Source organism: Exiguobacterium sp. KKT215 (genome assembly GCF_055635335.1).
Window position 1 is genome coordinate 719262 of sequence record NZ_CM145756.1, and the last position, 26370, is coordinate 745631.

Here is a 26370-nt window from a genome sequence, read left to right on the forward strand (position 1 = left end):
ACCGAAACGAGAGGATGATGAACGTGGCAGTCCCAATTTGGAAACGTGCCGTTGCTAGTCAAATTGATCAACTCATTTTTCAAACCCCAGCGAAACTCGTCGAGAAGACGATTCGGCAAAAGTTGTTTCCTGGAAAAGAAGTGAAACGTTACTATTTGCCGACGCTCGTGACAATGGCCGGGGAAGTGTACTTCCTGCTCAACAAAAATGGCCAGACGATCGGTGACCAAGTCGTCGGGATTAAAGTCGTCAGTCAAGACGGTCGACCGCTCTCGCTCGAACAAGTCGTGAAGCGGACGTTGTATAAAGATGTCGTCTATCCGGCCACGCTCGGTCTCCCGTTGTTAAAAGCGTTGCAACAAATCAAGTCAGGCAAAGACATGGAATTGCCGCACGATGAGTTTGCCCATACAAAATTGATTTCGACACGATGAGTCGAAGCCGAAGACAGCGCGACGATGAGTCGGGCTGTCTTTTTCGTGCGAATCAGTCAGAAAGGAAGGATTTCGAAAAATAAGGTATAATGAGTTAGGAAAAAATTGAACGACCATTGGAGGATTTTTGTTATGACCAAAATCGCATGGATTACCGATAGTATGGCCAATTTCTCGAAAGAAGAGGCGGCCCGTCTCGGTGTCGATATCGTCCCGATTCAATTGATCGTCGACGGCAGCGGCTACAGCGAAGTGGACTTGTCGCTCGAAGACTTGCATCGCTATATGATCGACCAAAAGAAAGAAGCGAAGACGTCACAGCCGATCTTCGGTGACTTCATCGCCCGTTATGAACGTTTGAAAGAAGAAGGGTATGACTGCGCCATCGCCGTCCATTGCTCGAACGGCTTGAGCTCGACCGTGAAAAACTCGAGTGCGGCGGCCGAAGCGGCCGACTTCAAAGTGTACACGGTCGACTCGCACGCAGCGCTCGAGGAGCAGCAAGAACTCGTCCGTCTCGGTCTCGCCGCCGAGGCTGAAGGTAAGTCGGTCGAAGAAATCGTCGCCTTGCTCGAAGCGTGGCGTGACAAGAAGAACTTCTTCATGATTATCGGCAACATGGAAACGATGCGCCGCGGGGGTCGCGTCTCGTCAGGCGAGATGTTCCTTGCCAACATCCTTAACATCAAACCGATTATCACGCTCGATGAGACGGGGAAAGTCATCCCGTTCAAAAAAGCACGGTCGCTCAAGAAAGCCTACGCCGAGATGGTGACAGAGCTCGAACGTCGTCACGCCGCGAACGGCATTCATAACAACCGTGTCTTCGTTCAGACGGCGCTCGCTCCAGAGATGCAGGACAATATCGTCGCGCTCATCCAAGCGAAGTTGCCAGACATTGAAATCGTCAAGACGCGTTTCTGTCCGTCGATTGCGGTCCACGCAGGCTTTGAGACGGTCGGCATTCTCTGGCTCGACGCGTAACCATAAAGGAGGGAGTTTGATGGAAGCTGTCACCACACTCACGGCGTTACAAGACCGGATTGCGGACTCGGACCAATTGCTCGTCTACGTCTCGCATCCGACCTGTAGCGTCTGCCACTCGCTCAAACCGCAAGTCGAAGAGATGTTGACGGAGTTCCCCGATATCGAGGCGGTCGCCATCGATTCGGATCAGGTGCCGGAAATTGCCGGTGCCTACTCGATTTTCACCGTACCGGTCGTCCTGTTCTTCCTCGACGGCAAAGAGACGCTCCGTCGCGCCCGGTTCGTCCCGATCGGCGAGCTGACGCATCAACTCGAACGTCTCCAAGAGATGCGCAGCTAAGTCCACAGACATACGTCTGTGGACTTTTTTGATTGTTCGCGTTGGGGACGGGGAATCAGGATAGTAGTTGCGTCACTTGTACGAAAGAAGAAATGGGGAAACGCTCATGAATCTGATCCGCCACTCCGACTGGGCCGACACGAAGCTCACGCTCCATCTCGTCTCGCAAATTCTCGGGAAAATCAAACTCGGGCTGGCCCCGCAAGAGCCACAGTGGGCCCACGTCACGTTCCCGCTTGAGAACGGGAAAACGCTCAAAACGTATTACATGGAAATCATCGGTACGCTTCAAGCGTCCGGTGTTCGACTCGAGCTCAATCCGAAGACGCAGGAAATGCGAGAACTCAGATACTTGGACCGGGATGAGGCGCCGCTCGCTTACGATGCCGATGCCGCGCTGAAAGGGCTGCGTTTGTTCCAATATGCCGCACGGGAACAAGCGACGTTTCTCGCCCCGCTCCGATGCCGGAAAGTGAAACCGGCTTTGTTTTGGGGCACGTTCGACGTCTCGTCGATGATCGTCTATGGGAAGTCCGAGCCGTTCCTGGAAGACAAACTGATTGAGAAGGCGGCGTTCGATGAGCACATGATTGAGTTCGGGTTTTGGCTCGGGGATGCGTCCGTCGACGTGCCGACGTTCTTTATCTTGCCGTATCCGTTTCAATACTCCGAGCTCGCCTCGGAACGGCTTCAACCTGCGGACGCCTACTACGACGCCAACATGAGCGAATGTTTTCTGTCGCTGGAGAAAGTAGACCGGTCAAGTGACGTCCAAGCGTTCTTCCGGACATCGTTCGACCTGTTGAGTGAACAGCTCGGATGGGAAGGGTGCGCGCATTATTTCTTGCCGCTCGATATGCCGCCGCAACCAAAACAAGGGCCCACAGACGAAAGTCTTGGGCTAACCTAAATTTTTGAGACAATATAAAAACACCTTCGCAGTGGTACACTTTAAAAAAGTGCTAGCATCGGAGGTGTTTTTGCGTGGGCAAAAACGTATATTCAAGTGAAGTGAAATGGGCAGTGGTGAAAGACAAACTGAGCGGTGAGTTGACGAATAGAGAAATCATGGAGAAACACGGAATCAAAAGTGAGTCCCAGATCCACACATGGATGAGATGGTATCGGTCCAATGAAATCTATCGATTTGACCAGCCGATCGGGAAGCAGTACACCTACGGACTTGGTCCTGATTCCGCCAGCGAGGATGACAAGAAAGAGCGTCAACTATCCCACCTGAAGACGGAGAACGAAATCTTAAAAAAATTCATGGAGATCGAAAGAGAGTTGAGAAAGAAGTAATCCTAAAGACTGTAGAACTCCTGAAGAGGAAATATACGATCACGACGATCCTACGTGTCCTAGACGTGCCACGGGCAACCTATTACCGTTGGGTCAGAGAACCGGTGAAGCACCCTTCGGTGCTAGAGCAAGCAATCGTCGAAGTATGTAAGAATACGAAATATCGATATGGACATCGAAAGATAAAGGCCCTGTTAGAGCAAAACTATGAGTTAACAGCAAACCGGAACACCGTACAGAGAATCATGAAAAAGCACCATCTCCAGTGTCGGATCAAACCCAAACGAAAATGGAGGTCTCAGGGTGAGAGCATCATCATCGCACCTGACCTTCTCAAACGAGACTTCACGGCCAGTGAACCGAATAAGAAGTGGGTGACGGACATCACCTATATCCAATACGGGAGCACGACGAAATATCTTTCGACCATCATCGACCTATTCAACAATGAGATCGTTGCCTATAAGTTGTACGAGCATCAACAGACGCCCCTTGTCATCGATACGTTAAAGAAGGCGTTGGAAAGCCGGAACAACCCCGAAGGGGTCATCATCCATTCGGACCAAGGAAGTGTCTATACCTCATATGCCTTTCAAGATTTCGTTAAGAGGAGCCATCTGACGAGCAGCATGTCTCGAAGAGGCAACTGTTGGGATAATGCGGTGATCGAATCATTCCATTCGAACTTGAAGTCTGAGGGCTTCCAGTACGTCAAGTTCAACTCGTTAAGCGACCAGGAAGTGCATGAACGGGTGAACCATTACTTGACCTACTACAACGAAGAACGTATCCAAGAAAAATTAGGCTACCTCACACCGATAAAATACGGTGGGATGGCAGCCTAATCAAGGTGTTTTTATTAGTGTCTCATTTCGCTAGGTCAGTCTATCTGTGAGCCCTTGTTTTTATTCTGCTGCGACTTGTGGCACGAGGTAAATCAAGCCGAACGGGTTATGGAGCAAATTGTCGATTGACGTCCGCTCGTCTTCACCCATCTCGACCGTGAACGTCTTGCCGTCCTCGAACGTGAAGCTGTCTCCGTCTCCGAACATCGAACCACCCGATATGAGGTGGAAGTTGAACGAGTGGACGACGTGAATCGCGTCTTCAATCTCGAGCGTGGCCGGTACGGCGACGTCGGCGTGACCGAACGCTTTCATGCCCCACGAGACGTAGGCGTCTTCTTCTTCCGTGATGGCCGTCAGAAGTGAGTAGTCGAGGGCGAGATCTTCTTCTTTCGACTCCTGCCATTCGTCTTTCGAGTAGGCAACACCAGCCGTCTCGACCATGACGCCGAGGCCGCCGGCGTTCAAGATGGCGTTGGCTGCACGGCGCGCCGCCGCAATGTCTGACACGTCATTGACGTCGACAATCAAATAGACGATGTGCGTATGGCGGGCGAGCCCTTTCGCGATTTTCGGCGTGAAGCCACCTGAACTGGCGTGAATCATCGCCTCGGCGAGGGCAGGGTCGCGCTCGACGACTTCGACCGTGAATGCTTTCCCAGTCTCGTCTTCTAACAGCAATAGGCCTGCCATCGTGTAGCCTTCGCTATGTAAACTGATTTGTTCGCTGACTGCCTCGCCCGATGACCAGTTTCCTGGGATGGCGAGCAATACTTGTGTACGGTTCATAAGAATCATCCTCTTCTTCTAATAGTCAGGCCCCTCACAGGGAGAGGCCCGGTCTCTTCTCTTATTATGCCCTATTTGGCGACAAATTATTCTTGATATGTCTTCAATACTTCTTGTAACGGGATTTGATCGATTTTCCGACGACTGATGAACGTACTCGCGAAGAAGAGGAGCGTCACCGCGCCGAGCGTATACAGCACGTACACCCATTCAAATTCGAGCGGCAGGACGAGGCCGTAATCTTCTGCGAACACGACGATGATGACCCGCAAGATGAGGAGGGCGATCGGGATGCTGAGGAGCGCAGAGGCGAGCGCGTACATGAAATAGCTGTTCAAAATCATCGAACGGACCTCACGACGGTCATAGCCCATCACTTTCAACAGCGAGATGACGTAATAGTTTTTCTCGACCGTGAGCGCCGTCAAGACGAACAGGATACTGAAGGCGATCAATGCCGACCCGCCGATCATGACGTTCATCATCAAGTTCATATATTCATTGATGGACTGGGACTGCTCGATGAGGCCGCTCCGAGAGATGATGGTCGGATAGTCCGTCTCGTCCGGACGTTCGGTCGCGTAAATGCCGTTGAACAACTCGTCCGTCGTCCCGTCCGACAACTGTTCGCTGAGCGCCGCACGCGATAGATAGACCGTGTCCCCCATATACTCATCCGCGATGCCGCGAATTGGATACGACAGCGTCTCGTCTTCGAGTTCGATCTTGAGGGTGTCCCCGGTCTCGAGTCCGAGCTTCAAGGCGAGCGAGGCGCTCACGATGACCTCGTCTGCGGCGGGCGTCAAGTCATTCCCATCTTCGTCTATAAGCCGATCGAGCGTGTTCGTCGCATCGAGCCCTTTCAACGTGACGAGCTTGTCTTCGACGAACGCGAACGGATAGGTGAGGAACGGTTCTTGTCCGTCACGAAGCGTAGGCTGCGTCGTCGTATACGCCTCATACGCATAGTCGGCCTCATTCAATTCCCCGACGGTCATCCGGTCGACGGCCCCGTTCATCATGAGGGCGAAGACGATGAGAAGGGTGGAGAACAGGATGCCGAGGAAGAAGATGATGAAACTGCCCGTGCTTTTGACGGCGTATAAATATTTGAACTTCGTCTTGCCGCGTGTGTTGCGGAGCATGCGGCTGACGATCCGACTGAGGCGGTTGAGCGATACGTTGTCGCGAGGTGACAACAAAGCGAGCGCGCTCTCACCCATGATTTTATAGATGACCGCCCCTGCGACGAGGGCGAAGAAGAAGAGCGGGGCGAAGACGGCCGTGAGAAAGACGAGCGGGCTTTGAGCGATGGTGATGGACGGCAATAGATAGAAATCGAGATACAGGTTTTTGAGCGGTTCGGCGAAATAGAGCCCGAGAAAGTAGCCGATGACGAGCATGATCGTCGCGAACACCAAGATGAGCACCAGATACGGTATGGCAATTTGGCGTCGGTTATACCCGATTGCTTTCAATAGACCGATTTGTCCGCGTTCTGCCTCGAGCATGTTCGAAATCAAGATGGCGACGATGATGACGGCGATGGAGACGATGAATAAGCTCAAGCCGAGCGCCATCGCTTTACCGGACGAGATTTCGCTATAGATCGCGCCGCTACGCATGATGTTCTCCGTCTCCATGACCGAGATGACGAACGGGAGCTCAATGTCCGTCACGACTGTCCCGTCGGTGGCACCAGCCAAACGGAACGATTCCGTGCCGGTCACTTCCTCGTAAGCGTTGTCCGTCATGAGGAGAAGCGTCTGCGTGCCCGGGTCGAGGTTAAAGTAATTTTCATCAAACAGCGGCAACGTATAGTCCGGGAACAGGACGAACCCGCTCACCGTGAACGGGCTGCCGAGGTCAATCGTGTCGCCGATGGCAATGTCATTCTTCTCGGCGTATTTCGCGTTGATGGCGACCTCGTCGTCTCGCACGGGGCGCTTGCCCGCTTCGAGATACGAGAGGTTGATGGCGTCCGCTTCTTTCAAGACGAGTCCGCGGTGCTCACTCGAGCCGAAGGGATAGTTAATCAGTTTTGAAGCACGCAGTTCGAGCGTCGCGTTGCCCATGTCACGCTCGACGGCATCAATCCGCGCCGTGACCAACGCATCGAACGCCGCCTCGTCGACACGTTGCAAGTCCGATAGTGTATATCGACCTGAGGCGATGAAGTCGGCGAGGGCGGGGGCGGTTGCTTCTTCCGCGGTGACGCGGTTGAGCATCTCGACGGCAAAGTCTTCTTGATTCGATGACGCAAGATATTCCTCGGTCGGGACTTCGATGCCGCTGATGCCATAAAACATCATCGTGTACGTGAGCGAGCTCATGACGATGATGACGGCGATGGCGAGAAGCTGCATCCATTTACCGGCGAGCGTCTTCCATACATTTTTATAAAGCATCTGTCTCACCCCCAGTGGATGTCACGAGCAGATCGTTTAATCGGGTTGTGCGTCAATTCAATAATTCGACCCGAGTTCATTTTGATGACGTCATCGGCCATCTCGCTAATTCCCGTGTTATGGGTGATGACGACAATCGTCTTGTTGTACGTCGTGTTCAATCGTTCGAGTAGCTCGAGCACCCGTTTCGAGTTGTCCTCGTCGAGCGACCCCGTCGGTTCGTCACAGAAGACGATGGACGGATTTTTGGCGAGGCTGCGGGCGATGGAGACGCGCTGTTGCTCGCCCCCGGACAGTTGATACGGGTATTTGTCGCGGGCGGCCGTCAGTCCGACCTGCTCGAGCAACTCATCGATTGGGAGCGGGTTGTCAGATAAATCGGCCCCGATTTGAATGTTTTCATAGACGGTCAGGTTTTGGAGCAGATTATACTGTTGAAAGATAAAGCCGAGATGGTCGCGCCGAAACGCGGTCATTTGTTCCGGGGACAACTTGGTCAGGACGGTATCACCGAACGTAATCGTCCCGGACGTCACCGTGTCGAGGCCGCTGATGACGTTCAACAGTGTGCTCTTGCCGCTCCCGCTCGGTCCCAGGATCACGACGAACGCGCCGTCCTGAATCGTCAACTCGATGTCTTTAAGCGCCGCCGTCTCGACATCCCCGGTCTTATAGATTTTATTGACGTGCTCGATGTGAATCATGCCGATTCCTCCTTTGTCCGATGCTATCTTTTACCCGTTTCAGGCGTATTGTGGACGGGAATATGTGAAACTTCAAGGGAATTCGATTTTTGAAAAAATAGTGAAACCGCTTCACCTGTGATAAAATAATATTACCAGGTACTAATTTTGATTGAAGGAGAGCCCTAACATGAAAATTGCTTATATTACGGACAGCACCGTTGTCCTTCCAGATTCGATTCAGCACCACCCGGACATCCATATCGTCCCGCTCTACGTCGTCAAAGGAGATCAACCGTATAAAGATGGGGTCGAGGTCGATGCCAAGACCGTATACGAATGGATTGATGCGGGCGAACGCGTCTCGACGAGCCAACCGGCTATCGGCGACTTCGTCACGCTGTATGAAGGAATCAAAGATCAGTATGACATGGGCATCGCCGTCCACTTGTCATCCGACTTGAGCGGCACGTATTCGGCATCGGTCCAAGGCGCAGAGATTGCCGAGTTCAAACTGCTCGCGATTGACTCGCGGGCCGGGATTTATACGATGGGACTCATGCTCGAAGAGTTGATTGAACGTGTCGAACGCGGTGACGCGCTCGAGGACGTCGAAGCGTATATGAAACAACGTGTCGAGGATGTCCGCATCGAGTTGATTTTGCAAAATTTGACGCAGATGCAAAAGGGCGGACGTATCTCGAAGTCGAAAGCGCTCATCGGCAACATGTTGCAGTTGAAACCGGTGCTCCGTTTCGAAGACGGGCTCATCGTTCCATATCAGACGGTCCGGACGTATAAAAAAGCGCAGGCCCAGCTATTTGAGGCACTCCGTCAAGCCATCGATTCAGGCGAGTGCACGGACGTCTCCATTTTCCACGGAAACGTGCCAGAGCTGGCCGAGTCGTGGAAACGTGAGCTCGGCGATAAAGCCAAGATTCGGGTCGACACGCTCGCACCGCTCCTCGGAGCACACACCGGATCAGGCTCAATCGGCATCTCGTTTTTAAAAGCGAAGTGATGACAAGATCGTGACGAGAGTCACGGTCTTTTTTTCATTGTCAAAACTTTCAAACAACGGCTGGAATCTTCAACCAAGAACCTTCATACTGTGTAAGAATGATAACGGATAAGGAAAGGGGGGAGACGATGCGATTTCGGAAGTACCTCGTCAGGAGCTGGTTCTCGTGGTCGATCGTCTTCATGGGGATTCTCTCCTATATGTGGCTCGGTATCGGGACGTTTGATTGGTCGTTGTTTTGGTTCATCTTTACGCTCGGTGCCCTGTTCGTGATGAATCCGCTCAAGCGGCGGCACTTGCACTTCACGTTCCATGAGATGTTTGTCTTTATGACGTTCTTCTTGTACGGTCTGCTCCCGGCCTTATTGATGGGACAGCTCCTGCTGCTCACATTCCAGGCCCGGACGTTCGCCAACAAAGTCGGGCGGCGACGATTTTTACATTTCTATCCGCTCAATACGTTGATTGAGGCGATGTTGCTCGTCTTACCAGGACTCGTCTACTTGCGGCTCGGCGGACAAATTGGTCCGAACGTCCATCTGCTCGAGCAAGGTACGGCGCTACTCGGTTTCTTCGCGATCTTGTTCCTCGTCCTCGGATTCAGTTTCCTCATGTCGCGGTTCTTGATCGGGGAACGGATTCCGCTCCCGATCATGTGGCGTCTGCTCCGATTCGACTGGCTCGTCATCTCGCTCGAGCTATTGTTCACGATGGTCGCAATCGAGGCGTTCCAGTTGTTCGGCTATACCGGCCTGATGGCGACGTTCCTCATTCTGTCGCTCCTCAAGATGGGGCTGTCCAAAGCGACGGAGACCGAGGAGACGCAGTCGAAAATCGACCAAGTCGAGCGTTTGAAAGAACAGCTCTACCGAGTCGACAACGAACAACTGCTCATCGAGAAGTTTTGGAACGGGTTAAGAGAAGTCGTCGAACTCGAACGTGGCTGGTTACAAGTCAATCGAACCGGCGACCGCACGTTTTATGACGTCAGTGGACGAAAGTCAAAACCGATTGCCGACGCCTTTACGCTCGAACGGCATCGGGATGCGGAAGAGCCGTACTTCGTGTACGATTCGCTCCATGAGTGGCATCCCGACCTGCAGGCACAACAGACCGAGTTACATCATTCGGCCCTCGTCATCCAGCCCGTGTCGAGCACGACGAACGCGGTCAGTTGCATGATTTCGACGACTGCGAACGGCGCGTATGAAGGGGCAATCGCCGTCGAGATTCATCGACTGTTGAAAACCTTGTCCTGGTCACTCGAACGGATTGACGAGCGCAACCGGCTCCAGCATGAGAGCCTGACCGACCCGATGACCGGACTGCCGAACCAGCGGGCGCTCAAACGTTGGACGAAGGAGCGGTTGAACGACATCGCCTCGTATCCGTTGTCCGTGTTCTTGGTCGACTTGGATCATTTCAAGGCGATTAACGATACGTATGGCCATGCGTTCGGGGATGAAGTGTTAATCGAGGCCGGGGCGCTGTTCAGTCGTCTCGTCCGAAGCGGTGACCTCGTCACTCGATATGGCGGCGAGGAGTTCGTGTTCGTCTTCCCGCGCATGGATGAGGCGGCTGCCATCGTGACGGGGGAGAAGATCCGCCAAGCGCTCCGCGCCCATCCGTTCGGCTCCGAAGGGATCCGCGTCCAAGTGACGGCGAGCATCGGCATCGAGACGATCCACGAGTACGAAGACCTCGACACGCTACTCCGCCACGCCGACCGCGCCATGTACGTCGGTGCAAAATTCAACGGCCGGGACCGTGTCGCCCATTATCGTGATACGTCGACGGAACGGATTCAATGATGAAAGAGAACACCAATAAGCCGGTGTTCTTCTTTTTCGTCTAATCAACATGAACGATGTTCGACCGACGCCCTCCGTTCCTGGGGCGATGCGGATGACTCCGCAGCGCATGCCGCGCTTTACGGGGTCATCCTTGCATCGCTCTCCCCTAGGAGTTCGGGCACCGGCCAAGGCATCGTTCAACAAATATTGAACGAACTTCCATGTCTGACACGGGACATTGATGTACCGTGGCGCGTTCGATGCGCTCGTCCGTCGACGCCCCGACTCTTGCAGGATAGCAATCCGACGGAGACCCAGCAGCGTAAGCGATGCGGCTCCGGGATTGCCTGCAGAAAGCGTGGGCGTCGAAAGGACGATGACGCAACATCTACAAAATAAAGGAGGACACCGGATACCCGGCGTCCTCCTTATGAATGAAAGATTATAATTTCTGATTGAAAATTTCTGACTCGACCGCGTGAATCGCAGCCGACCATGAACCGTAACGATGAAGAATTGCTTTCGTGGATGGTTTGTTGTTCCGTTTTGCCCATTCGCGATACGCTTCGAAGGAAAGAGAGAAGCCCATCTCGTGAATCGCTTCACGGAGTGCGGTGGAGAGCTCTGATTTCGAGTACGTCACACTCGCTTCAAGTCCGGCTTCGGCGCAGGCGTCATGCCACGAACCGAACGTCTTGACGATATGGTAATGGCTCGGTGCTTTCGGATGGAGCTTGCGCCATTCCTGATACTTTTTGAGCGTGATAATCGATCCCATGTCGCGCGAGTAGAGGGCGAGTGTCTCGATGATATCTTCACGCGTGTACTTTGGCATTTTGTCCGGGAGATCGACAGTCGCCTCTCCGTGCCATTCATAGCCGGCGATTGCAAGCGCCTCGGCCCATGACCCGAACTGTCGGATAATCGACTCGGGAGATGGCCAGCTTTGTTCCATCGCGAAGCGACGATACACAGAGCGTCGTGGACGTTCCTTCAACAAGTCGCCGAGCAGTCGAATACAGTGAATCATCCTCTGCTGTTCGGTGGACAAGTGGTGGGATTTAGTGGATAGCGTTTGACTCAATGATGGTTCCTCCTTCCATGGACTCATATCTGAACCGACAAAGATGACGAAGTTGCTTCTACAATCATACTATCGGCCAGTTTTTACAATTTATAAGTGCATTGTTCAAGTTTTTTTAAACCGATTTTATGAACGGGTAGGTCTAAAGTCCTGTTTATACTTTGAAAAAATGGTAACAGTTCTATTACAAATTTAATATTAAATGGGTTCAATTGTAAACAAAAAGTTTTATCGTGGCTAATATGTAATAATCTGTACGAAAAAGTACCCAACTGGCCAATGGGGTCATCACCGTCGCACCAGTTGAGTACTCTTCTATAATAAATTTAATTTTCAGACTAATCAAATGAAAGTTTTGAAAATAACGATTTTTTTTTGAAAGGGTGGTCAGTGAAACGAACGGTCTGCTAAAATAATGGAATTGATGTAAATAAGAAAAGAGGATGTTACGATATGACAATATGGTTATTTTATCTCCTACTCGGCTTGATTCAAGGGTTCACCGAGCCGATTCCAATCTCATCAAGCGGTCACTTGGTCATCTTCCAAGAGCTGTTTGATATCGAGTTACCGGGGCTCTCCTTCGAGATTTTCGTGAACTTTGCCTCGTTGCTCGCCGTGTTAACGATTTATCGGCAGGACGTCGTCCGTCTCGTCGTCAGTCTGTGGACGTTCTTGTTTAAAAAGGACCGCAGTGACGAGACGATGGTCGACGTCAAGTTCATTGGTCTCTTGCTCGTCGCCACGGTCCCAGCCGGTGTGCTCGGCGTCCTGTTCGGCGATTGGATTGGCGAGAAGCTCAGCGGCGTCGCCACGGTCGGTTATACGCTTATCCTGACCGGGGTCGCGCTCTGGTTCATCCGGAATATGCGAGGGAATAAAGGAGACGGCGGCATCACGCTCCGCGACGCCATCTTAATCGGTCTCGCTCAAGCGGTCGCGCTCATCCCAGGGATCAGTCGCTCCGGGGCGACAATCGTCATGGCGATGTTGCTCGGCATCAAACAAGAGTCGGCGCTTCGCTTCTCGTTCTTCCTGTTCATCCCGATCAGTCTCGGGGTGACGATTTTAGAGGGACCGGAGTTGTTCACGAATCCAGAAACACGTGATTTGTTCGGACCGCTCATCTTGGCGTTCATCGCCTCGTATGCGCTCACGGCCATCTCGCTCAAATGGTTCCAGCACATCATGGCGAAAGGCGAGCTCAAATACTTCTCCTTCTATTGCTGGGTTGTCGGACTCCTCGTCGTTTTATTCTTGGCTTGATTTACAAAGCGTTGCTCACACGAGCGGCGCTTTTTTTGCGCATTTCGTTTTGCCATCCATTTATTTTTGCGCTAAAGTGGAGACGTACAAACAAATATTCCTTCGGGGTCGGGTGAAAGTCCCAACCGGCGGTGATGGGCGCGAGCCTTAAGTCCGTGACCCGGTCGCACGTGTGCGAACGGTGGATCTAGTGCGATTCTAGAGCCGACAGTATAGTCTGGATGGGAGAAGGAAACATGACAGGTCCACGCGACCTGTAGTTCGTCGTACGTTTTTCTGTAAAGAAAACGCTTATTTGGCTTGCCCAAATGACGACGGACGACTCCCACCGAGACCTTGAGGATCATTCCTTGAGGTCTTTTTGTTTGTACGAAACAAGGAGGGAGATTATGCAACAGTACATGCAACAAGCCATCCAATTGGCCAAATCCGCCTCTTCGACCGGCGTCAATCCGCGCGTCGGGGCCGTCGTCGTCAAGGACGGTCGGGTCGTCGGGTTCGGCGCCCACTTGAAGGCGGGGGAAGCGCACGCCGAAGTGCACGCCATCCGCATGGCCGGTGCTGCCGCCTATGGCGCCACGATGTATGTCACGCTCGAACCGTGCTCGCATTATGGCAAGACACCGCCGTGTGCCGATTTAGTCGTAGAGTCGGGCATCAAACGGGTCGTCATCGCGATGAGCGACCCGAATCCGCTCGTGTCAGGGCAAGGCATCGCTCGATTGAAAGCGGCCGGGATTGATGTCGAGGTCGGACTGCTCGAGAGTGAGGCACGAACGCTCAACGTGGCGTTCTTGCGCTCGCTCGAGACGAAACGGCCGTATGTCATCTTAAAGACGGCGACGAGCCTTGACGGCAAAGTCGCCCTCGATACCGGTGACAGCAAGTGGGTGACCGGAACCGAAGCGAGACGGGACGTCCATGAACTGCGGGCGTCGGTCGATGCGATTTTGACCGGTGTCGGCACTGTCCTCGCTGATGACCCGGCCCTCACCGTCCGGCTCGACCGCGAGACGACGGAACCGCTCCGGGTCGTGCTAGACCGAGAGTTACGCACGCCGCTGTCAAGTCAGCTCGTCCGGACGGCGAACGATGTGCCGGTGCTACTCTACACGACGTCCGACGATCAAACGAAGCGGGACGCGTTCATCGAGCGCGGCGTCGAACTCGCGGCGTACACGTCGCTCGACGCTGTGCTGCAAGACGTCTACGCACGCGGCATCGGTCGCCTGCTCGTCGAAGCGGGACCGACGCTCGTCACATCACTCTTGGACGGACGGTTCGTCGACGAGTGGGTCATGTACCAGTCACCGCGCGTGTTCGGCGGCAAGGGCGGATTTTACCGTTCGCATCATGACGGTCCGCTCGATGCAATCAATCGGTATGACGTGCAATCGATCGAGACGGTCGGCGCCGACATCAAACTCATCATGCGAGAGGGGGAGTCCGATGTTCACGGGAATCGTTGAAGAAATCGGTAGTGTCAAGGCAGTGAAACGCAACGGTCCGTCCCTCCGGCTCACGCTCGCCGGAAAAATCGTCCTCGAGGACGTGAAGCTCGGTGACAGTATCTCCGTCAACGGCACCTGTCTCACCGTGACGACGTTCGATCGTGACAGCTTCTCGGTCGATGTCATGCCGGAAACGCTGAAGGCGTCGAGTCTCGACGGGGTCCGCCCCGGCACGAACGTTAACTTGGAGCGGGCTATGCCCGCGAACGGACGCTTCGGTGGTCACTTCGTATCGGGTCACGTCGACGGGGTCGGGCGCATCGTCAAAAAACAATCGCTCGCGAACGCGGTCTATGTCGACATCAGCTGTGAGCCATCTCTCCTCCGTTATATCGTCCCGAAAGGTTCGATTTCGGTCGACGGGACGAGCTTGACGGTGTTTGATGTGACGGAACGCGGCTTCACGTTGTCGCTCATCCCGCACACGTACAGTGAGACAGTGCTCGGGATGAAACAGGCTGGGGATGCGGTCAATTTGGAATGTGACATGTTGGCTAAGTATATGGAAAAACTCGTAAGTCAAAAACCGATGACGCTCGAATCGCTGGCGTCACAAGGGTATGGAAAGGCGGGATGGTAATGTTTCACTCGATTAAAGAAGCAGTCGAAGAGTTGAAGATGGGACGTCCCATCATCGTCGTCGACGATGAGGACCGGGAGAACGAAGGGGACTTCGTCGTCCTCGCGGATAAAATGACAGCAGAGACGATGAATTTCCTCATCACGGAAGGCAAAGGGCTCGTCTGCGCTTCTCTCGCTGAAGAAGTGGCCGTCCGGCTCGACTTGCAGCCGATGGTCGCGAACAGTACCGACCCGCACGGCACGGCGTTCACGGTCAGTGTCGACCACGTCGATTCGACGACGGGCATCTCGGCGAGCGAGCGGGCCCATACGGTGCGCGAACTCGCGAATAGCAACGCCCGTCCGGCCGATTTCCAACGTCCTGGTCATATCTTCCCGCTCATCGCCAAAAAAGGTGGCGTCTCCGTCCGGCGCGGGCATACGGAAGCGTCGGTCGATTTGGCGCGACTTGCCGGAAGTGAACCAGTCGCCGTCATCTGTGAGATTATCCGTCCGGACGGCGAGATGGCCCGGTTGCCGGACCTTGAACGTGTCGCACAAGCGCATGATTTAAAATTCATCACGATTGAGGAATTAGTTCGCTATATGGAGACAGACCTCGTCGAACGAGAGGCGGACGTCTCGCTCCCCTCGGTGAAAGGGGACTTCCGATTGATCGGTTATCGGAACGTCCTCGACCGGGAAGAACACGTCGCGCTCGTCAAAGGTGAGATCGAACACGCACCGCTCGTCCGGATTCATTCCGAATGTCTGACCGGTGACGTCTTCGGGTCCCATCGTTGCGATTGCGGGCCACAACTGGACACAGCGATGGCGAAAGTGGAAGCCGAAGGCGGTGTCATCTTGTATATGAGACAAGAAGGGCGTGGCATCGGTCTGCTCAATAAATTGAAGGCGTACGAACTACAAGAACAAGGGCTTGATACGGTCGAGGCGAACGTTGCGCTCGGACTTCATGCCGATTTGCGCGATTACCGGGTCAGCGCGGCCATGCTTCGTGACCTCGGCGTCACGAACGTCCGGCTCATGACGAACAACCCGGAAAAAGTCGATGCGTTAGAAGCGTGCGGCATCACGGTCATCGAACGTGTCCCGATTCTCGTCGGCGCCCATGCGGCGAACGAGAAGTACCGAATGACGAAACAACAAAAAATGAATCACTTTGGAGGAGAAGAATCATGATGCATACATTTGAAGGAAACTTGGTCGGAAAAGGCTTGAAAGTCGGAATCGTCGTCGGACGGTTCAACGATCTCATCACGATGCGCTTGCTAGACGGGGCGAAGGATGCGTTGAAGCGCCACGGCGTCGAACAAGACGACGTCGAGATCGCATTCGTCCCTGGGGCGTTCGAACTCCCACTTGTCGCGAAGAAGATGGCGATGAGCAAGAAATATGATGCCGTCATCACACTCGGGGCCGTCATCCGTGGGGCGACACCACACTTCGACTACGTCTGTAACGAGGCGGCGAAAGGCATCGCCCAGGCGAGTTATCAGTCAGAAGTACCGGTCATTTTCGGTGTCTTGACGACCGAGACGATTGAGCAAGCGATCGAGCGAGCTGGAACGAAAGCCGGGAACAAAGGTTGGGAAGCGGCAACGGCGGCCATCGAAATGGCGAACTTAATGCGCGCATTTTAATTAGAAAAGGGGAGAGCGAAGCGGCTCTCTTCTTTTTTGTTGTTAGCGACGCATGTGTGACGGGAAAAGAATAGCGTGCAAAGGAGGCGACACGGATGTGGGAATGGGTGGCTCAATTGAGCCCGGCCATGCAGGCGTTGCTCGGGACGATGTTCACGTGGGGGATGACCGCGCTCGGGGCGGCCGTCGTCTTCATGACGAAGTCGATTCATGAGCGGTTGATGGACAGCATGCTCGGGTTTGCCGGTGGTGTCATGATTGCGGCCAGTTTTTGGTCACTCCTCGCCCCGGCCATCGAGATGGCGGAACAAGATGCGATGCCGGCTTGGTTGCCGGCCACCGTCGGTTTTTTAGCAGGCGGTCTGTTTTTAGCGGTCGTCGACAAACTGATTCCGCACGTGCATCCGACACCATCCCTAAAAGAAGTGGAAGGTTTCCATCCCCAAAAACGGAAACGGAGCACGTTGCTCGTCTTGGCGATCACGCTGCACAATATCCCGGAAGGACTGGCCATCGGTGTCGCCTTCGGGGCGGTCGCGGCCGATTTCCCGTCCGCCTCGCTGACAGGTGCCATCGCGTTGGCCATCGGTATCGGCATTCAAAACTTTCCGGAAGGTGCCGCCGTATCGCTCCCGCTCAGACGGGATGGGCTCTCCCGGCGCCGCAGTTTTTTCTACGGTCAGTTATCGGGCATGGTCGAACCGGCGGCCGCACTGGTCGGCGTTTGGGCCGTGCTTGTCATGGAGCCGCTCTTGCCGTTCGCGCTCAGCTTTGCCGCCGGGGCGATGATTTTTGTCGTCGTCGAAGAAGTGATCCCGGGCTCGCAAGAGAATGGGCATAAAGATATGGCGTCGATGGCGTTGATGCTCGGCTTCACCATCATGATGATTTTGGACGTGGCGTTAGGATAAGCCACAGAAAAGAAGCGATGACATGCGCGTCATCGCTCCTTTTTTGTCGGGTCAACGCCAAAACGACGTGTGACCGGCCTTATCTTCGATATTGAACGCGATGATGTCACGTAGCAAGTCGTAGTCGACGGCTTGGGTCCACTTGATGCGGAACAGCTGCTTCGTCTGCGTATAGCTCGCCTCCCGGATTCGCATCTGGAACACCTCGAGCGGGACGGCCTCCGGCGCGACGGCAAAGTGTGCTTTGGCCACACTGAAGGAGATGATGAACGTCCCGTGATCGGTGAACATCGGCTGATTCCAGGCGATGCGCTCCTCGAGGTGCGGGAATGTCTCCCGGACCCAAACGAATATGTCGTCCAGTTTGGCACGATGTTCGGGGTCGTCAATCGTTGCTAAAAAATCGTCAAACGTCTCCATGAGAATCCTCCTTTGGTGAAAGAAAGCCCGACTCAGATGAGCCGGGCTGATGGATTAAAACGTCTCAGACGTCGTTTTTGCTTGCATGTGGAGCTGGATGTAATCCGGTCCGCCTGCTTTCGAGTCTGTACCTGACATGTTGAACCCGCCGAACGGCTGATAGCCGACGATGGCGCCTGTGCAACCACGGTTGAAATACAAGTTCCCGACGTGGAAGTTCTGACGCGCGTACTCTTGGTTCGAGCGGTCACGCGTGAGGACGGCACCCGTCAAGCCGTATTCCGTGTTGTTGGCGATGTCGATTGCTTCTTTGAAGTCTTTCGCTTTCGTGAAGGCGACGATCGGTCCAAAGATTTCTTCTTGCATGAGACGTGCTTTCGGAGCGACGTCAGCGACGACCGTCGGCTCGATGAAGTAGCCTGTCGAGTCGTCGGCTTTACCACCGGCGACGATTTTGCCTTCTTCTTTGGCGACGTCGAAGTATGATGTGATCTTCTTGAACGCGGCCGCATCGATGACCGGTCCCATGAAGTGTTCGTTTTGCTCCGTGTTGCCGACCGAGAGTTCGTTCGTCAACTCGACGACGCGGTCGAGCACCGTGTCATACACGCTGTCGACGATGACGGCGCGCGAACAAGCCGAACATTTTTGACCAGAGAAGCCGAACGCCGATTTGACGATTGACTGGGCCGCGAGTTCGAGGTCCGCTGATTCGTCGACGACGATCGTATCTTTTCCGCCCATCTCTGCGATGACGCGTTTGAGCCAGATTTGGCCGTCGTTCAATTTAGAGGCACGCTCGTTGATGCGCAAGCCCACGTCACGTGAACCTGTGAAGCTGATGAAGCGTGTCTTCGGATGGTCGACGAGATAGTCACCGACTTCTGCGCCTGGTCCTGGGATGAAGTTGAGGACGCCTTTCGGAAGGCCTGCTTCTTCCATGACCTCGACGAATTTCGCAGCGACGATCGGTGTCGTCGATGCTGGTTTCAAGAGGATCGTGTTACCAGCAACGATAGCCGCGACGGCCGTCCCTGCCATGATCGCGAACGGGAAGTTCCAAGGGCTGATGACAATCCCGACCCCGAGTGGGATGTAGTCATAGCGGTTGTATTCGCCCGGACGGCTCTCGACTTTTTTACCTGGTTTGAGCTCGAGCATTTGACGTGCATAGTACTCCATGAAGTCGATCGCTTCCGCTGTATCCGCGTCCGCTTCGTTCCACGGCTTGCCTGCCTCTTTGACGAGGTAAGCTGAGAACTCGTGCTTGCGCTTGCGGACGATGTTCGCCGCCTTGAACAAGACGTCGGCACGGACGGCCGGGTCGACATGGCGCCATGAGTCGAACGCTGTGAGCGCTTCTTGCATCGCACGCTCAGCGAGCTCTTGGTTCGCTTTCGAGACGTGACCGATGACTTCTTCTTTATTGGCCGGGTTGTAAGACGTGATTTTGCCTTCCGTCGTAACTTTCTCCCCACCGATTACGAGCGGATAGTCTTTTCCGAGCTCACCGTTGACTTTCTCGATCGCCGCTTGGATGGCTGCGGCGTTCTCTTTGTTTGTAAAGTCTGTGAATGGTTCATGTTTGTATGGAATCATTCTCGTTCCCCCTTAAAAGTGATCGTATATTGAAGCGCTTACGTCTGTATTGTATCGAAAATCATGGTGAAATCCTAGTGAAACAATTTTCCAGAAAAGCGTGTCGTTTTCGCTCGAAATCGAGTCGTGGTAGGATGAGGGTACAGGACGACTTGCGAAGGGAATGATTGAATGAACAAGTGGATGATGCCGCTCGCGCTGACCGTGTTGCTCGCGGGATGCGGGACGGCGGACGAAACGCCGACGGAAGAGGCGGCCGAAGAGACGAAAACGCCGCTCCCGGAAGCGGTCGAGACCTTGTATACGTCATACCAACAAGCGCTCGAAAACGGTGATGCGGCGGCACTCAAAGCCATCGACTATGCGGGCGAGTTGACTGACATCCCGGCGACCGGTGCCGAGATGCGTGGCCTCACGCCGGGCGATATGTACGAGAGCTGGGTGAACGAGGACGGGGACGTCGCGTTCATCGTCCATGAGATGGAGGATGCGGACGGCAATGAACTGCCGAACCGACTTTCGAAAGTCGCTATCAAAGAAGGGGAGGACTGGAAACTCGTCGTCACCCCGGCTCTTATCCCGGCCGACGTGATTGGGGAAGTTGGCGACATGTTGACGGGAATCGAGGCGAACGAGTACGGCGTGAATGCAGAAGCGAACGCCCGTCTCGCCGAAGTGCCGGAAGACGAGGCTGGCCCGATTTATGACCAAGTGAACGCCCAGACCGACTACGTCGCGCTCGAGGCCGACAATAACGTCTTCTTGCTCATGGCCGAGACGCTCACGGTGCCGGAAAACCAAGACACGATGGCCGACTACTTCGAGGCGTACCGGACGTGGTATACCGACAATGAGGCGGCACTTAAAAAGGCCGCTGCAACAGAAGATCCGGTCGAGTATCTCGAAGTGCTCGAACCGCTCAAACAAAAATTAGAACAAGCGATCGACGGTTATGACGAGAATCTCGTCGACCCGTCGTTCGGATAAGGAGGAAATAACATGTTAGCACCGACATTCACATTACCGAACCAAAACGGGGACATGATCTCGCTCGAGGACTACCGGGGCCAGAAAGTCGTGCTTTATTTTTACCCGAAGGACGCGACACCGGGTTGTACGACCGAGGCATGTGACTTCCGCGATGCGACACCGCGATTGAACGGGGCCGTCGTCCTCGGCATCTCGGCCGACAGCCAGAAGAAGCACCAAAACTTCATCGCCAAACATGAGCTGCCGTTCGATTTGCTCGTTGACGACACGCATGAGGTGTCGGAGCTATACGGCGTTTGGCAATTGAAAAAGAATTACGGGAAAGAGTACTATGGCATCGTCCGTTCGACGTTCCTCATCAACGAGGACGGCTATATCGAACAGGAATGGCGCAGTGTGAAAGTGAACGGACACGTCGACGAGGTCGTCGCGGCGCTCACGACATGAAACGAGACGGCTTCCAAAACGGGGGCCGTTTTTTTGTGCGCCTCGCATTACAATTTTATTTCAAATACTAAATTCAGAATTAGGGTAAGATAAAGCGGAAAAGTGGTATATTACAAAAATATTACACGACATCGGACCGGATTAATGCCTTGTCAACTTGACGAAGTTGAGAATGTTCTGAAAAATATGAAGGAACGGTGAACACCAGATTTACATAGGGGGCAGAGTAGCATGGAAAAGTTTGAAGCGGTCCTGACGAGTTTATCGAACCTCGTCTGGGGGCCACACTTATTGATTCTATTGATTGGGACAGGCGTCTATTTGACGTTCCGGCTCGGCTTTATCCAAGTGACGCGGCTCGGATACGGTTTGAAAGAGGCGTTCCTCCCGAAACAGAAAACGGGAGCGGAAGCAGAGAAACAGAAAAAGCAACGCGGTGACATCTCTCACTTCCAAGCGCTCATGACAGCGCTCGCGGCCACGGTCGGGACCGGGAACATGGTCGGCGTTGCGACGGCGGTCGTCCTCGGGGGACCGGGCGCCATCGTCTGGATGTGGCTCTCCGGTTTCATCGGGATGGCGACGAAGTACGCCGAGGCGATTCTCGCCGTCAAATATCGTGTCGTCGATGAGCGGGGCGAGATTGCCGGCGGACCGATGTATTACTTGGAGCACGGCTTGAAGAAGAAGTGGCTCGGCATGACGTTCGCCTTGTTCGCTGCGATTGCCGCGTTCGGCATCGGCAACGGCGTCCAGACGAACTCAATCAGTATGGCACTCAACACGTCATTCGGGATCCCGATGCTCGTGACGGGCATCGGGCTCATGGTGCTGACTGGATTCGTTATCCTCGGGGGCGTCAAATCGATTGGGAAAGTCGTCGGCGTGTTCGTGCCCGTTATGATCATCGGCTATGTCGGTGGGGGTCTCGTCATCCTCGTCATGAACTTCGAGTTGATTCCGTCGGCGTTCGCGACCATCTTCTCGAGCACGTTCAGTGCGGAAGCTATCGGCGGTGGGGCGCTCGGTGCCGCGATTCGATACGGGGTCGCACGCGGCGTGTTCTCGAATGAGGCGGGCCTCGGCTCGGCGCCAATCGCAGCGGCAGCCGCGAAGACCGATTTCCCGGGACGACAGGCGCTCGTCTCGATGACGCAAGTGTTGATCGATACGCTCATCGTCTGTTCGATCACCGGGTTGACGATTGTCATGAGTGGTCAGTATACGAGCGGTCTGCAAGGCATCGAGTTGACGCAAGCGTCATTCGCGTACTTCCTCGGTCCGATTGGGGAACTGATCGTCACAATCTCGCTCGTCTTCTTCGCGTTTTCGACAGTGATCGGCTGGTGTTATTATGGGGAACGGTCGGTCTATTACTTGCTCGGGGAGAAAGCCATCATGCCGTATCGGATGATGTATATCGTCGTCGCCGGACTTGGTGCGATGACGACGAACTTGAACTTGATTTGGGCCATCTCGGACGTCTTCAACGGCCTGATGGCGATTCCAAACTTGATTGGTCTCTTGTTCTTGTCAGGTGTCGTCGTCGCCGAGACGAAGCGTTTCGAGCTCGAACGGAAAAAAGAACTGCGGCAAGCGGCCGCTTAACCAAAAGGAAGCGCCCTCGCATGAGGACGCTTCCTTTTGTCATACTTTGAATTGACCGATCAACGTGTTCAATTCGTCCATCTTCTGTTGCGAGATCTCGGTGACACGGTTCAACTCGCTGAAGCGGTCGACAGACATCGTCACTTTCTCAGCGATTTCCTGCGTGCCGAGCGCACCGTTGTTGACCGTGACGGCCACGTCTTGGATGACCCTGATCATGTTCGACGTCAACTGTTCGAGTTCGATGGCGGCCTCGGCGAACTCGGAGGCGGTCGCTTCGAACCGGCCGGCGTCTTCGCTGTAATGCTCGGCCGCTTCCTCGAGTTGGTCATAGTCTTTCAACACGTTCGTATCGAGGAAATGGAGCATCTCGCTCGACGTGTCGTTCAAATGGTCGACGGAGTGGAGCACGGTCGTCGAGATGGCTTGAATCCGTTCGACGGTCGTCCGGCTCGTCTCGGCCAGTTTCCGAATCTCATCGGCGACGACGGCGAACCCGCGTCCCGCTTCACCGGCCCGAGCGGCTTCAATCGAGGCGTTCAATGACAACAGGTTCGTCTGGGCAGCGATGTCCAAAATGTCGTTCGTGAGCGTCGCAATCTCGCGGACGGCTTTGGCGTCTTGCATTGCCTGCTCCAAGTTGACGCGCGTCGACGACAGGACGTGGAGCGCGGACGCTTTCGCCTCGACGGCATGGTCGCGCAAGGCGACGGCGCGGGTATCGACTTGCTCGGCCTCGGCTTTTCGCTCGGCGGCCATCGTCACGATGTTGTGCAGCGTCCGTTCCATATCAGAGGCGGACGCGTTCATTTCTTGGGCGCTCGCGGCCGTCTGTTGCATCCCGGCCGTCAAGTCCTCGGTCGTGGCGGCCGTCGTCGTCATATACGTGTCGAGCTCGCGCAACTCGTCATACATGTGTGCCGACTGTTCGGTCACCCCGTGAGACACACCGTTCACTTGCAAAATCAATTGCCGCAGATTGGCGAGGAACTGGTTGAAGTCGCGGGCGAGTCCCGAGAACTCGTCGCGGCGCTTCACCGGGATGGCCGTCGTCAAATCACCTTCGCTCGTGGCCAACTCCCGCATCTTCACTTTGAACTCCTTGAGCGGCTCGAAAATCGAGCGGAAGATGAACACCATCATAAGCACGGTGAAGATGACGGCCGCGGCCATGATGACGATGAGCGTGAGCTGGACTTGTTCGAACAGCGCCGCACCGGATTCCGTGTCAGACCGAATCTCATCGCGGTTCAAGTTGACGAGCAGACCGAGCGTGTTCGAGAGGGCGTCGGCGGCCGGTGTCGCCGTGTCCCGGATATAGGCGTCGGCCGCGGCTTGACCGTCCTCGTTCGAGATGCGGACGAGCTCCTCGATGTTCGTTTTAAATGTCGCCCATTGATCCGTCGCTTGATCGAACAGCTCTTGATCGGCTTTCGTGATGATGGTCGATGAATAACCGCTCATTTGTTGTTCGAGAATCGTGATGCCCGTGTTGAGGTTCGTTTCGACATTTTGCTTCGTCACCTCGTCCTCGATCAAGGCGTGACGCATCATCTGTTGACGAATCTCAAGCAGCTGTTTATCGACGAGATGAATTTGGTCCATCCCCGGTACCCACGAGACGGTCATATCTTGTTGGGCGGCCTTGGATGCATTCAACGCATAAAACGAGTAGCCGCTCACCCCGAGCAACAACACGAGCAAGACGGTGAACGCGACGATCAGTTTATTACGAATTGACATAGGAATCCCCCTCGAAAAAATAATGCTTCTTTCTAAGCATAATGAGATTAGGGGACGGACCGAATAGGCGTTTTTGGAAACGAGTCAATATTACGAGGACATTCCCTAAGTTTTCAAAAAAGACATCAAGATTGGCGAGATGGGATTTTCTTTTTTGTCTTATAAAAAAGTGGTATGATAATGGACGATGTATTGAAAACTGTTGGAGGTGGAACCTTTGGCTCGAATCACAGAAGCTGAAGTTCGGCACGTCGCCGGACTCGCCCGACTTGCGATCACAGAAGATGAAGTGACGCACTTCACGGAGCAATTGACAAAAATCCTCGAGTTCGCCGAGCAACTCGATGAATTGGATACGACGGGCGTCATCCCGACGACCCATGCCCTAGATTTGAAAAACGTACTACGCAAAGACGAGGTTCGTCCTTCACTTCCACGCGAGGAAGTCGAACGGATGGCACCTGATTGGGAGAACGGCCAAGTCCGTGTCCCAGCGGTCTTTGAATAAGGAGGCCCTTCATGAGTTTATTTGATCACGGTGTAGCCAAGCTGCATACGCTTATAAAAGAAGGCGAAGTCACGGTATCCGACCTCGTCAAAGAATCATTTGACCGCATCGAGGCGACCGACGAGAAAATCGGTGCCTTCTTGACGCTCAACGAAGACGCGTTCGAACAGGCGAAACGGATGGACGAGCTCGCCAAGACCTCGGACAACCCGCTCTTCGGTTTGCCGATCGGCGTCAAAGACAACATCGTCACGAAAGGGACACGCACGACGTGTGCCTCGAAGTTCCTCGAGAACTTTGTCCCGGCCCATGATGCGACTGTCGTCGAGCGTCTCCATGACGCCGGTGCCGTCACAATCGGGAAGTTGAACATGGACGAGTTCGCGATGGGTTCATCGAACGAGAACTCGGCGTTCAAAGTCGTCCGTAACCCGTGGGACCCAACGCGCGTACCAGGCGGTTCGTCAGGCGGTTCAGCAGCAACGGTCGCGGCCGGACAAGTCCTGTTCAGCCTCGGCTCGGATACGGGTGGCTCGATTCGTCAGCCGGCAGCCTATTGTGGCGTCGTCGGGATGAAACCGACGTACGGTCTCGTCTCACGGTACGGCCTCGTCGCATTCGCCTCGTCGCTCGACCAAATCGGTCCGCTCACACGTACGGTCGAAGATAACGCCTACTTGTTGAACGCGATTGCCGGTCATTGCGACATGGACTCGACGTCAGCAACGGTCGACCTTCCGGATTACACGAAATCGCTTCACGGCGACATCAAAGGCATGAAGCTCGCACTTCCAAAAGAGTTCATGGCCGAAGGCGTGTCAGACGGTGTCCGCAAACAAATTGAAGAAGCGGTCGAGACGCTCAAATCGCTCGGTGCGACGGTCGAGGAGGTCTCGCTCCCGACAGTGAAATACGCGCTCCCGACATACTACTTGCTCGCGTCATCAGAAGCATCTTCGAACCTCGCCCGGTTTGACGGCATCCGTTACGGACGTCGCGCCGAGGCCGATGCGCTCGAAGAAGTGTTCACGTATTCGCGCGAACAAGGTTTCGGGGAAGAAGTGAAACGCCGCATCATGCTCGGGACGTACGCACTCAGCTCGGGTTATTACGATGCGTTCTACAAGAAATCGCAACAGGTCCGCACGCTCATGAAGCAAGACTTCGCGAACGTGTTCGCCGACTACGACGCGATTATCGGACCGACTGCGCCGACGGTCGCGTTCAAACTCGGTGACCAGCTCGAAGATCCGCTCACGATGTATGCCAACGATATTATGACGATTCCGGTCAACTTGGCGGGCATCCCGGCCATCTCGGTACCGGCTGGCTTGTCAGAAGGCCTCCCGGTCGGTTTACAGATCATCGGGAACCATTTCAGTGAACCAACACTCTACCGCGTGGCCCATGCTTTTGAACAAGCAAACGGCGGTTTCAAGATGCCACAGCTCTAAGG

25 protein-coding genes and 1 riboswitch are annotated in these 26370 nt (G+C 54.4%); of the genes, 18 read left to right on the forward strand and 7 right to left on the reverse strand.

Translation table 11 applies throughout. From position 1 onward, the window contains the following. The first annotated feature begins 17 nt into the window (after positions 1–17). The 5 genes from ACZ2GZ_RS03795 (at position 18) to ACZ2GZ_RS03815 (ending at position 3908) form a co-directional block, all read left to right on the forward strand. Entirely contained in the window at positions 18–434 is a 417-nt protein-coding gene (locus ACZ2GZ_RS03795; RefSeq protein ID WP_241764573.1) for an RDD family protein, read from the forward strand. Positions 435–566: 132 nt separating this feature from the next. Continuing rightward, the gene (locus ACZ2GZ_RS03800; RefSeq protein WP_029594935.1) at positions 567–1418 is read left to right on the forward strand and encodes a DegV family protein; all 852 of its coding nucleotides are present in this window, start codon (positions 567–569) and stop codon (positions 1416–1418) included. Positions 1419–1437: 19 nt separating this feature from the next. Continuing rightward, positions 1438–1761 carry a thioredoxin family protein gene (locus tag ACZ2GZ_RS03805; RefSeq protein ID WP_029594936.1) on the forward strand — a complete coding sequence of 108 codons (324 nt, stop codon included), beginning with the start codon at positions 1438–1440 and terminating at the stop codon, positions 1759–1761. A gap of 106 nt (positions 1762–1867) precedes the next feature. Then, positions 1868–2671 carry a DUF5996 family protein gene (locus ACZ2GZ_RS03810; protein ID WP_470295570.1) on the forward strand — a complete coding sequence of 268 codons (804 nt, stop codon included), beginning with the start codon at positions 1868–1870 and terminating at the stop codon, positions 2669–2671. Between the two features lie 74 nt (positions 2672–2745). After that, a protein-coding gene (locus tag ACZ2GZ_RS03815) for an IS3 family transposase (protein ID WP_470295176.1) occupies positions 2746–3908 on the forward strand; the annotation gives its coding sequence in 2 pieces (ribosomal slippage) (positions 2746–3022 and positions 3022–3908; 1164 coding nt in all). Between the two features lie 60 nt (positions 3909–3968). Here the strand turns inward: ACZ2GZ_RS03815 and ACZ2GZ_RS03820 are convergent. The 3 genes from ACZ2GZ_RS03820 to ACZ2GZ_RS03830 all read right to left on the reverse strand — a co-directional run bounded on the left by ACZ2GZ_RS03820 (position 3969) and on the right by ACZ2GZ_RS03830 (position 7809). After that, the gene (locus tag ACZ2GZ_RS03820; RefSeq protein ID WP_241764574.1) at positions 3969–4697 is read right to left on the reverse strand and encodes a DUF4261 domain-containing protein; all 729 of its coding nucleotides are present in this window, start codon (positions 4695–4697) and stop codon (positions 3969–3971) included. An 86-nt stretch (positions 4698–4783) separates the two neighbouring features. Continuing rightward, positions 4784–7105: an ABC transporter permease gene (locus ACZ2GZ_RS03825; protein ID WP_131471892.1), complete on the reverse strand. Its 2322-nt coding sequence runs from the start codon at positions 7103–7105 to the stop codon at positions 4784–4786. Positions 7106–7110: 5 nt separating this feature from the next. Then, positions 7111–7809, reverse strand: coding sequence for an ABC transporter ATP-binding protein (locus ACZ2GZ_RS03830; protein WP_029594940.1), 699 nt, complete (start codon positions 7807–7809; stop codon positions 7111–7113). 169 nt (positions 7810–7978) lie between these two features. Here ACZ2GZ_RS03830 and ACZ2GZ_RS03835 point away from each other — a divergent pair, with 169 nt between their 5' ends. Both ACZ2GZ_RS03835 and ACZ2GZ_RS03840 read left to right on the forward strand, forming a co-directional pair. Further along, positions 7979–8809 carry a DegV family protein gene (locus ACZ2GZ_RS03835; RefSeq protein WP_021066472.1) on the forward strand — a complete coding sequence of 277 codons (831 nt, stop codon included), beginning with the start codon at positions 7979–7981 and terminating at the stop codon, positions 8807–8809. Between the two features lie 128 nt (positions 8810–8937). Beyond that, positions 8938–10620, forward strand: a complete 1683-nt coding sequence (locus tag ACZ2GZ_RS03840; RefSeq protein ID WP_029594941.1) for a GGDEF domain-containing protein — start codon at positions 8938–8940, stop codon at positions 10618–10620. Positions 10621–11044: 424 nt separating this feature from the next. Here the strand turns inward: ACZ2GZ_RS03840 and ACZ2GZ_RS03845 are convergent, their stop codons facing one another. Next, complete coding sequence (locus tag ACZ2GZ_RS03845; RefSeq protein ID WP_235045171.1) at positions 11045–11686, reverse strand: homing endonuclease associated repeat-containing protein; 642 nt, start codon at positions 11684–11686, stop codon at positions 11045–11047. Positions 11687–12139: 453 nt separating this feature from the next. On the opposite strand from ACZ2GZ_RS03845, the gene ACZ2GZ_RS03850 reads away from it, so the two are divergent. From ACZ2GZ_RS03850 to ACZ2GZ_RS03875, 6 genes are all read left to right on the forward strand, one after another. Further along, complete coding sequence (locus ACZ2GZ_RS03850; protein ID WP_029594943.1) at positions 12140–12952, forward strand: undecaprenyl-diphosphate phosphatase; 813 nt, start codon at positions 12140–12142, stop codon at positions 12950–12952. A gap of 94 nt (positions 12953–13046) precedes the next feature. Beyond that, a riboswitch (FMN riboswitch) is annotated at positions 13047–13189 on the forward strand. A gap of 152 nt (positions 13190–13341) precedes the next feature. Then, positions 13342–14421 (forward strand): bifunctional diaminohydroxyphosphoribosylaminopyrimidine deaminase/5-amino-6-(5-phosphoribosylamino)uracil reductase RibD, encoded by a 1080-nt coding sequence (gene ribD / locus ACZ2GZ_RS03855; protein WP_035385646.1) that lies wholly within the window; start codon positions 13342–13344, stop codon positions 14419–14421. Beyond that, a complete protein-coding gene (ribE, locus tag ACZ2GZ_RS03860; RefSeq protein ID WP_029594945.1) occupies positions 14402–15043 on the forward strand; it encodes a riboflavin synthase in 642 nt (213 codons plus the stop codon). Before ribD ends, ribE begins: the two co-directional genes overlap by 20 nt. Next, positions 15043–16227: a bifunctional 3,4-dihydroxy-2-butanone-4-phosphate synthase/GTP cyclohydrolase II gene (locus ACZ2GZ_RS03865; RefSeq protein ID WP_029594946.1), complete on the forward strand. Its 1185-nt coding sequence runs from the start codon at positions 15043–15045 to the stop codon at positions 16225–16227. Before ribE ends, ACZ2GZ_RS03865 begins: the two co-directional genes overlap by 1 nt. Next, the gene (gene ribH, locus ACZ2GZ_RS03870) at positions 16224–16688 is read left to right on the forward strand and encodes a 6,7-dimethyl-8-ribityllumazine synthase (RefSeq protein ID WP_029594947.1); all 465 of its coding nucleotides are present in this window, start codon (positions 16224–16226) and stop codon (positions 16686–16688) included. The genes ACZ2GZ_RS03865 and ribH overlap by 4 nt, the downstream gene beginning before the upstream one ends. A 95-nt stretch (positions 16689–16783) precedes the next feature. Then, positions 16784–17599, forward strand: coding sequence for a ZIP family metal transporter (locus ACZ2GZ_RS03875; RefSeq protein WP_029594948.1), 816 nt, complete (start codon positions 16784–16786; stop codon positions 17597–17599). 51 nt (positions 17600–17650) lie between these two features. Here ACZ2GZ_RS03875 and ACZ2GZ_RS03880 read toward each other — a convergent pair whose 3' ends face one another. Both ACZ2GZ_RS03880 and pruA read right to left on the reverse strand, forming a co-directional pair. Next, positions 17651–18019 carry an iron chaperone gene (locus ACZ2GZ_RS03880; RefSeq protein ID WP_029594949.1) on the reverse strand — a complete coding sequence of 123 codons (369 nt, stop codon included), beginning with the start codon at positions 18017–18019 and terminating at the stop codon, positions 17651–17653. 54 nt (positions 18020–18073) lie between these two features. After that, positions 18074–19618: an L-glutamate gamma-semialdehyde dehydrogenase gene (gene pruA, locus ACZ2GZ_RS03885; protein ID WP_021066482.1), complete on the reverse strand. Its 1545-nt coding sequence runs from the start codon at positions 19616–19618 to the stop codon at positions 18074–18076. Positions 19619–19789: 171 nt separating this feature from the next. Here pruA and ACZ2GZ_RS03890 point away from each other — a divergent pair, with 171 nt between their 5' ends. From ACZ2GZ_RS03890 to ACZ2GZ_RS03900, 3 genes are all read left to right on the forward strand, one after another. Continuing rightward, positions 19790–20605 (forward strand): nuclear transport factor 2 family protein, encoded by an 816-nt coding sequence (locus ACZ2GZ_RS03890; protein ID WP_029594950.1) that lies wholly within the window; start codon positions 19790–19792, stop codon positions 20603–20605. A gap of 12 nt (positions 20606–20617) precedes the next feature. Then, a complete protein-coding gene (gene bcp / locus ACZ2GZ_RS03895; protein WP_021066484.1) occupies positions 20618–21055 on the forward strand; it encodes a thioredoxin-dependent thiol peroxidase in 438 nt (145 codons plus the stop codon). Between the two features lie 231 nt (positions 21056–21286). After that, entirely contained in the window at positions 21287–22663 is a 1377-nt protein-coding gene (locus tag ACZ2GZ_RS03900) for an alanine/glycine:cation symporter family protein (RefSeq protein ID WP_029594951.1), read from the forward strand. Positions 22664–22702: 39 nt separating this feature from the next. On the opposite strand, the gene ACZ2GZ_RS03905 is transcribed toward ACZ2GZ_RS03900, so the two are convergent. Then, positions 22703–24406 (reverse strand): methyl-accepting chemotaxis protein, encoded by a 1704-nt coding sequence (locus tag ACZ2GZ_RS03905; protein ID WP_029594952.1) that lies wholly within the window; start codon positions 24404–24406, stop codon positions 22703–22705. A gap of 217 nt (positions 24407–24623) precedes the next feature. Here ACZ2GZ_RS03905 and gatC point away from each other — a divergent pair, with 217 nt between their 5' ends. Next, positions 24624–24914, forward strand: a complete 291-nt coding sequence (gene gatC / locus ACZ2GZ_RS03910) for an Asp-tRNA(Asn)/Glu-tRNA(Gln) amidotransferase subunit GatC (RefSeq protein ID WP_021066487.1) — start codon at positions 24624–24626, stop codon at positions 24912–24914. Positions 24915–24925: 11 nt separating this feature from the next. Then, positions 24926–26368: an Asp-tRNA(Asn)/Glu-tRNA(Gln) amidotransferase subunit GatA gene (gene gatA / locus ACZ2GZ_RS03915; RefSeq protein ID WP_029594953.1), complete on the forward strand. Its 1443-nt coding sequence runs from the start codon at positions 24926–24928 to the stop codon at positions 26366–26368. Positions 26369–26370 lie beyond the last annotated feature (2 nt).

Bases quoted from the DNA above. Each gene is read 5' to 3' on its own strand.
- ACZ2GZ_RS03795 (WP_241764573.1), top strand. From the start codon at position 18: ATGAACGTGGCAGTCCCAATTTGGAAACGTGCCGTTGCTAGTCAAATT.
- ACZ2GZ_RS03800 (WP_029594935.1), top strand. From the start codon at position 567: ATGACCAAAATCGCATGGATTACCGATAGTATGGCCAATTTCTCGAAA.
- ACZ2GZ_RS03805 (WP_029594936.1), top strand. From the start codon at position 1,438: ATGGAAGCTGTCACCACACTCACGGCGTTACAAGACCGGATTGCGGAC.
- ACZ2GZ_RS03810 (WP_470295570.1), top strand. From the start codon at position 1,868: ATGAATCTGATCCGCCACTCCGACTGGGCCGACACGAAGCTCACGCTC.
- ACZ2GZ_RS03820 (WP_241764574.1), bottom strand. From the start codon at position 4,697: ATGAACCGTACACAAGTATTGCTCGCCATCCCAGGAAACTGGTCATCG.
- ACZ2GZ_RS03825 (WP_131471892.1), bottom strand. From the start codon at position 7,105: ATGCTTTATAAAAATGTATGGAAGACGCTCGCCGGTAAATGGATGCAG.
- ACZ2GZ_RS03830 (WP_029594940.1), bottom strand. From the start codon at position 7,809: ATGATTCACATCGAGCACGTCAATAAAATCTATAAGACCGGGGATGTC.
- ACZ2GZ_RS03835 (WP_021066472.1), top strand. From the start codon at position 7,979: ATGAAAATTGCTTATATTACGGACAGCACCGTTGTCCTTCCAGATTCG.
- ACZ2GZ_RS03840 (WP_029594941.1), top strand. From the start codon at position 8,938: ATGCGATTTCGGAAGTACCTCGTCAGGAGCTGGTTCTCGTGGTCGATC.
- ACZ2GZ_RS03850 (WP_029594943.1), top strand. From the start codon at position 12,140: ATGACAATATGGTTATTTTATCTCCTACTCGGCTTGATTCAAGGGTTC.
- ribD (WP_035385646.1), top strand. From the start codon at position 13,342: ATGCAACAGTACATGCAACAAGCCATCCAATTGGCCAAATCCGCCTCT.
- ribE (WP_029594945.1), top strand. From the start codon at position 14,402: ATGTTCACGGGAATCGTTGAAGAAATCGGTAGTGTCAAGGCAGTGAAA.
- ACZ2GZ_RS03865 (WP_029594946.1), top strand. From the start codon at position 15,043: ATGTTTCACTCGATTAAAGAAGCAGTCGAAGAGTTGAAGATGGGACGT.
- ribH (WP_029594947.1), top strand. From the start codon at position 16,224: ATGATGCATACATTTGAAGGAAACTTGGTCGGAAAAGGCTTGAAAGTC.
- ACZ2GZ_RS03875 (WP_029594948.1), top strand. From the start codon at position 16,784: ATGTGGGAATGGGTGGCTCAATTGAGCCCGGCCATGCAGGCGTTGCTC.
- ACZ2GZ_RS03880 (WP_029594949.1), bottom strand. From the start codon at position 18,019: ATGGAGACGTTTGACGATTTTTTAGCAACGATTGACGACCCCGAACAT.
- pruA (WP_021066482.1), bottom strand. From the start codon at position 19,618: ATGATTCCATACAAACATGAACCATTCACAGACTTTACAAACAAAGAG.
- ACZ2GZ_RS03890 (WP_029594950.1), top strand. From the start codon at position 19,790: ATGAACAAGTGGATGATGCCGCTCGCGCTGACCGTGTTGCTCGCGGGA.
- bcp (WP_021066484.1), top strand. From the start codon at position 20,618: ATGTTAGCACCGACATTCACATTACCGAACCAAAACGGGGACATGATC.
- ACZ2GZ_RS03900 (WP_029594951.1), top strand. From the start codon at position 21,287: ATGGAAAAGTTTGAAGCGGTCCTGACGAGTTTATCGAACCTCGTCTGG.
- ACZ2GZ_RS03905 (WP_029594952.1), bottom strand. From the start codon at position 24,406: ATGTCAATTCGTAATAAACTGATCGTCGCGTTCACCGTCTTGCTCGTG.
- gatA (WP_029594953.1), top strand. From the start codon at position 24,926: ATGAGTTTATTTGATCACGGTGTAGCCAAGCTGCATACGCTTATAAAA.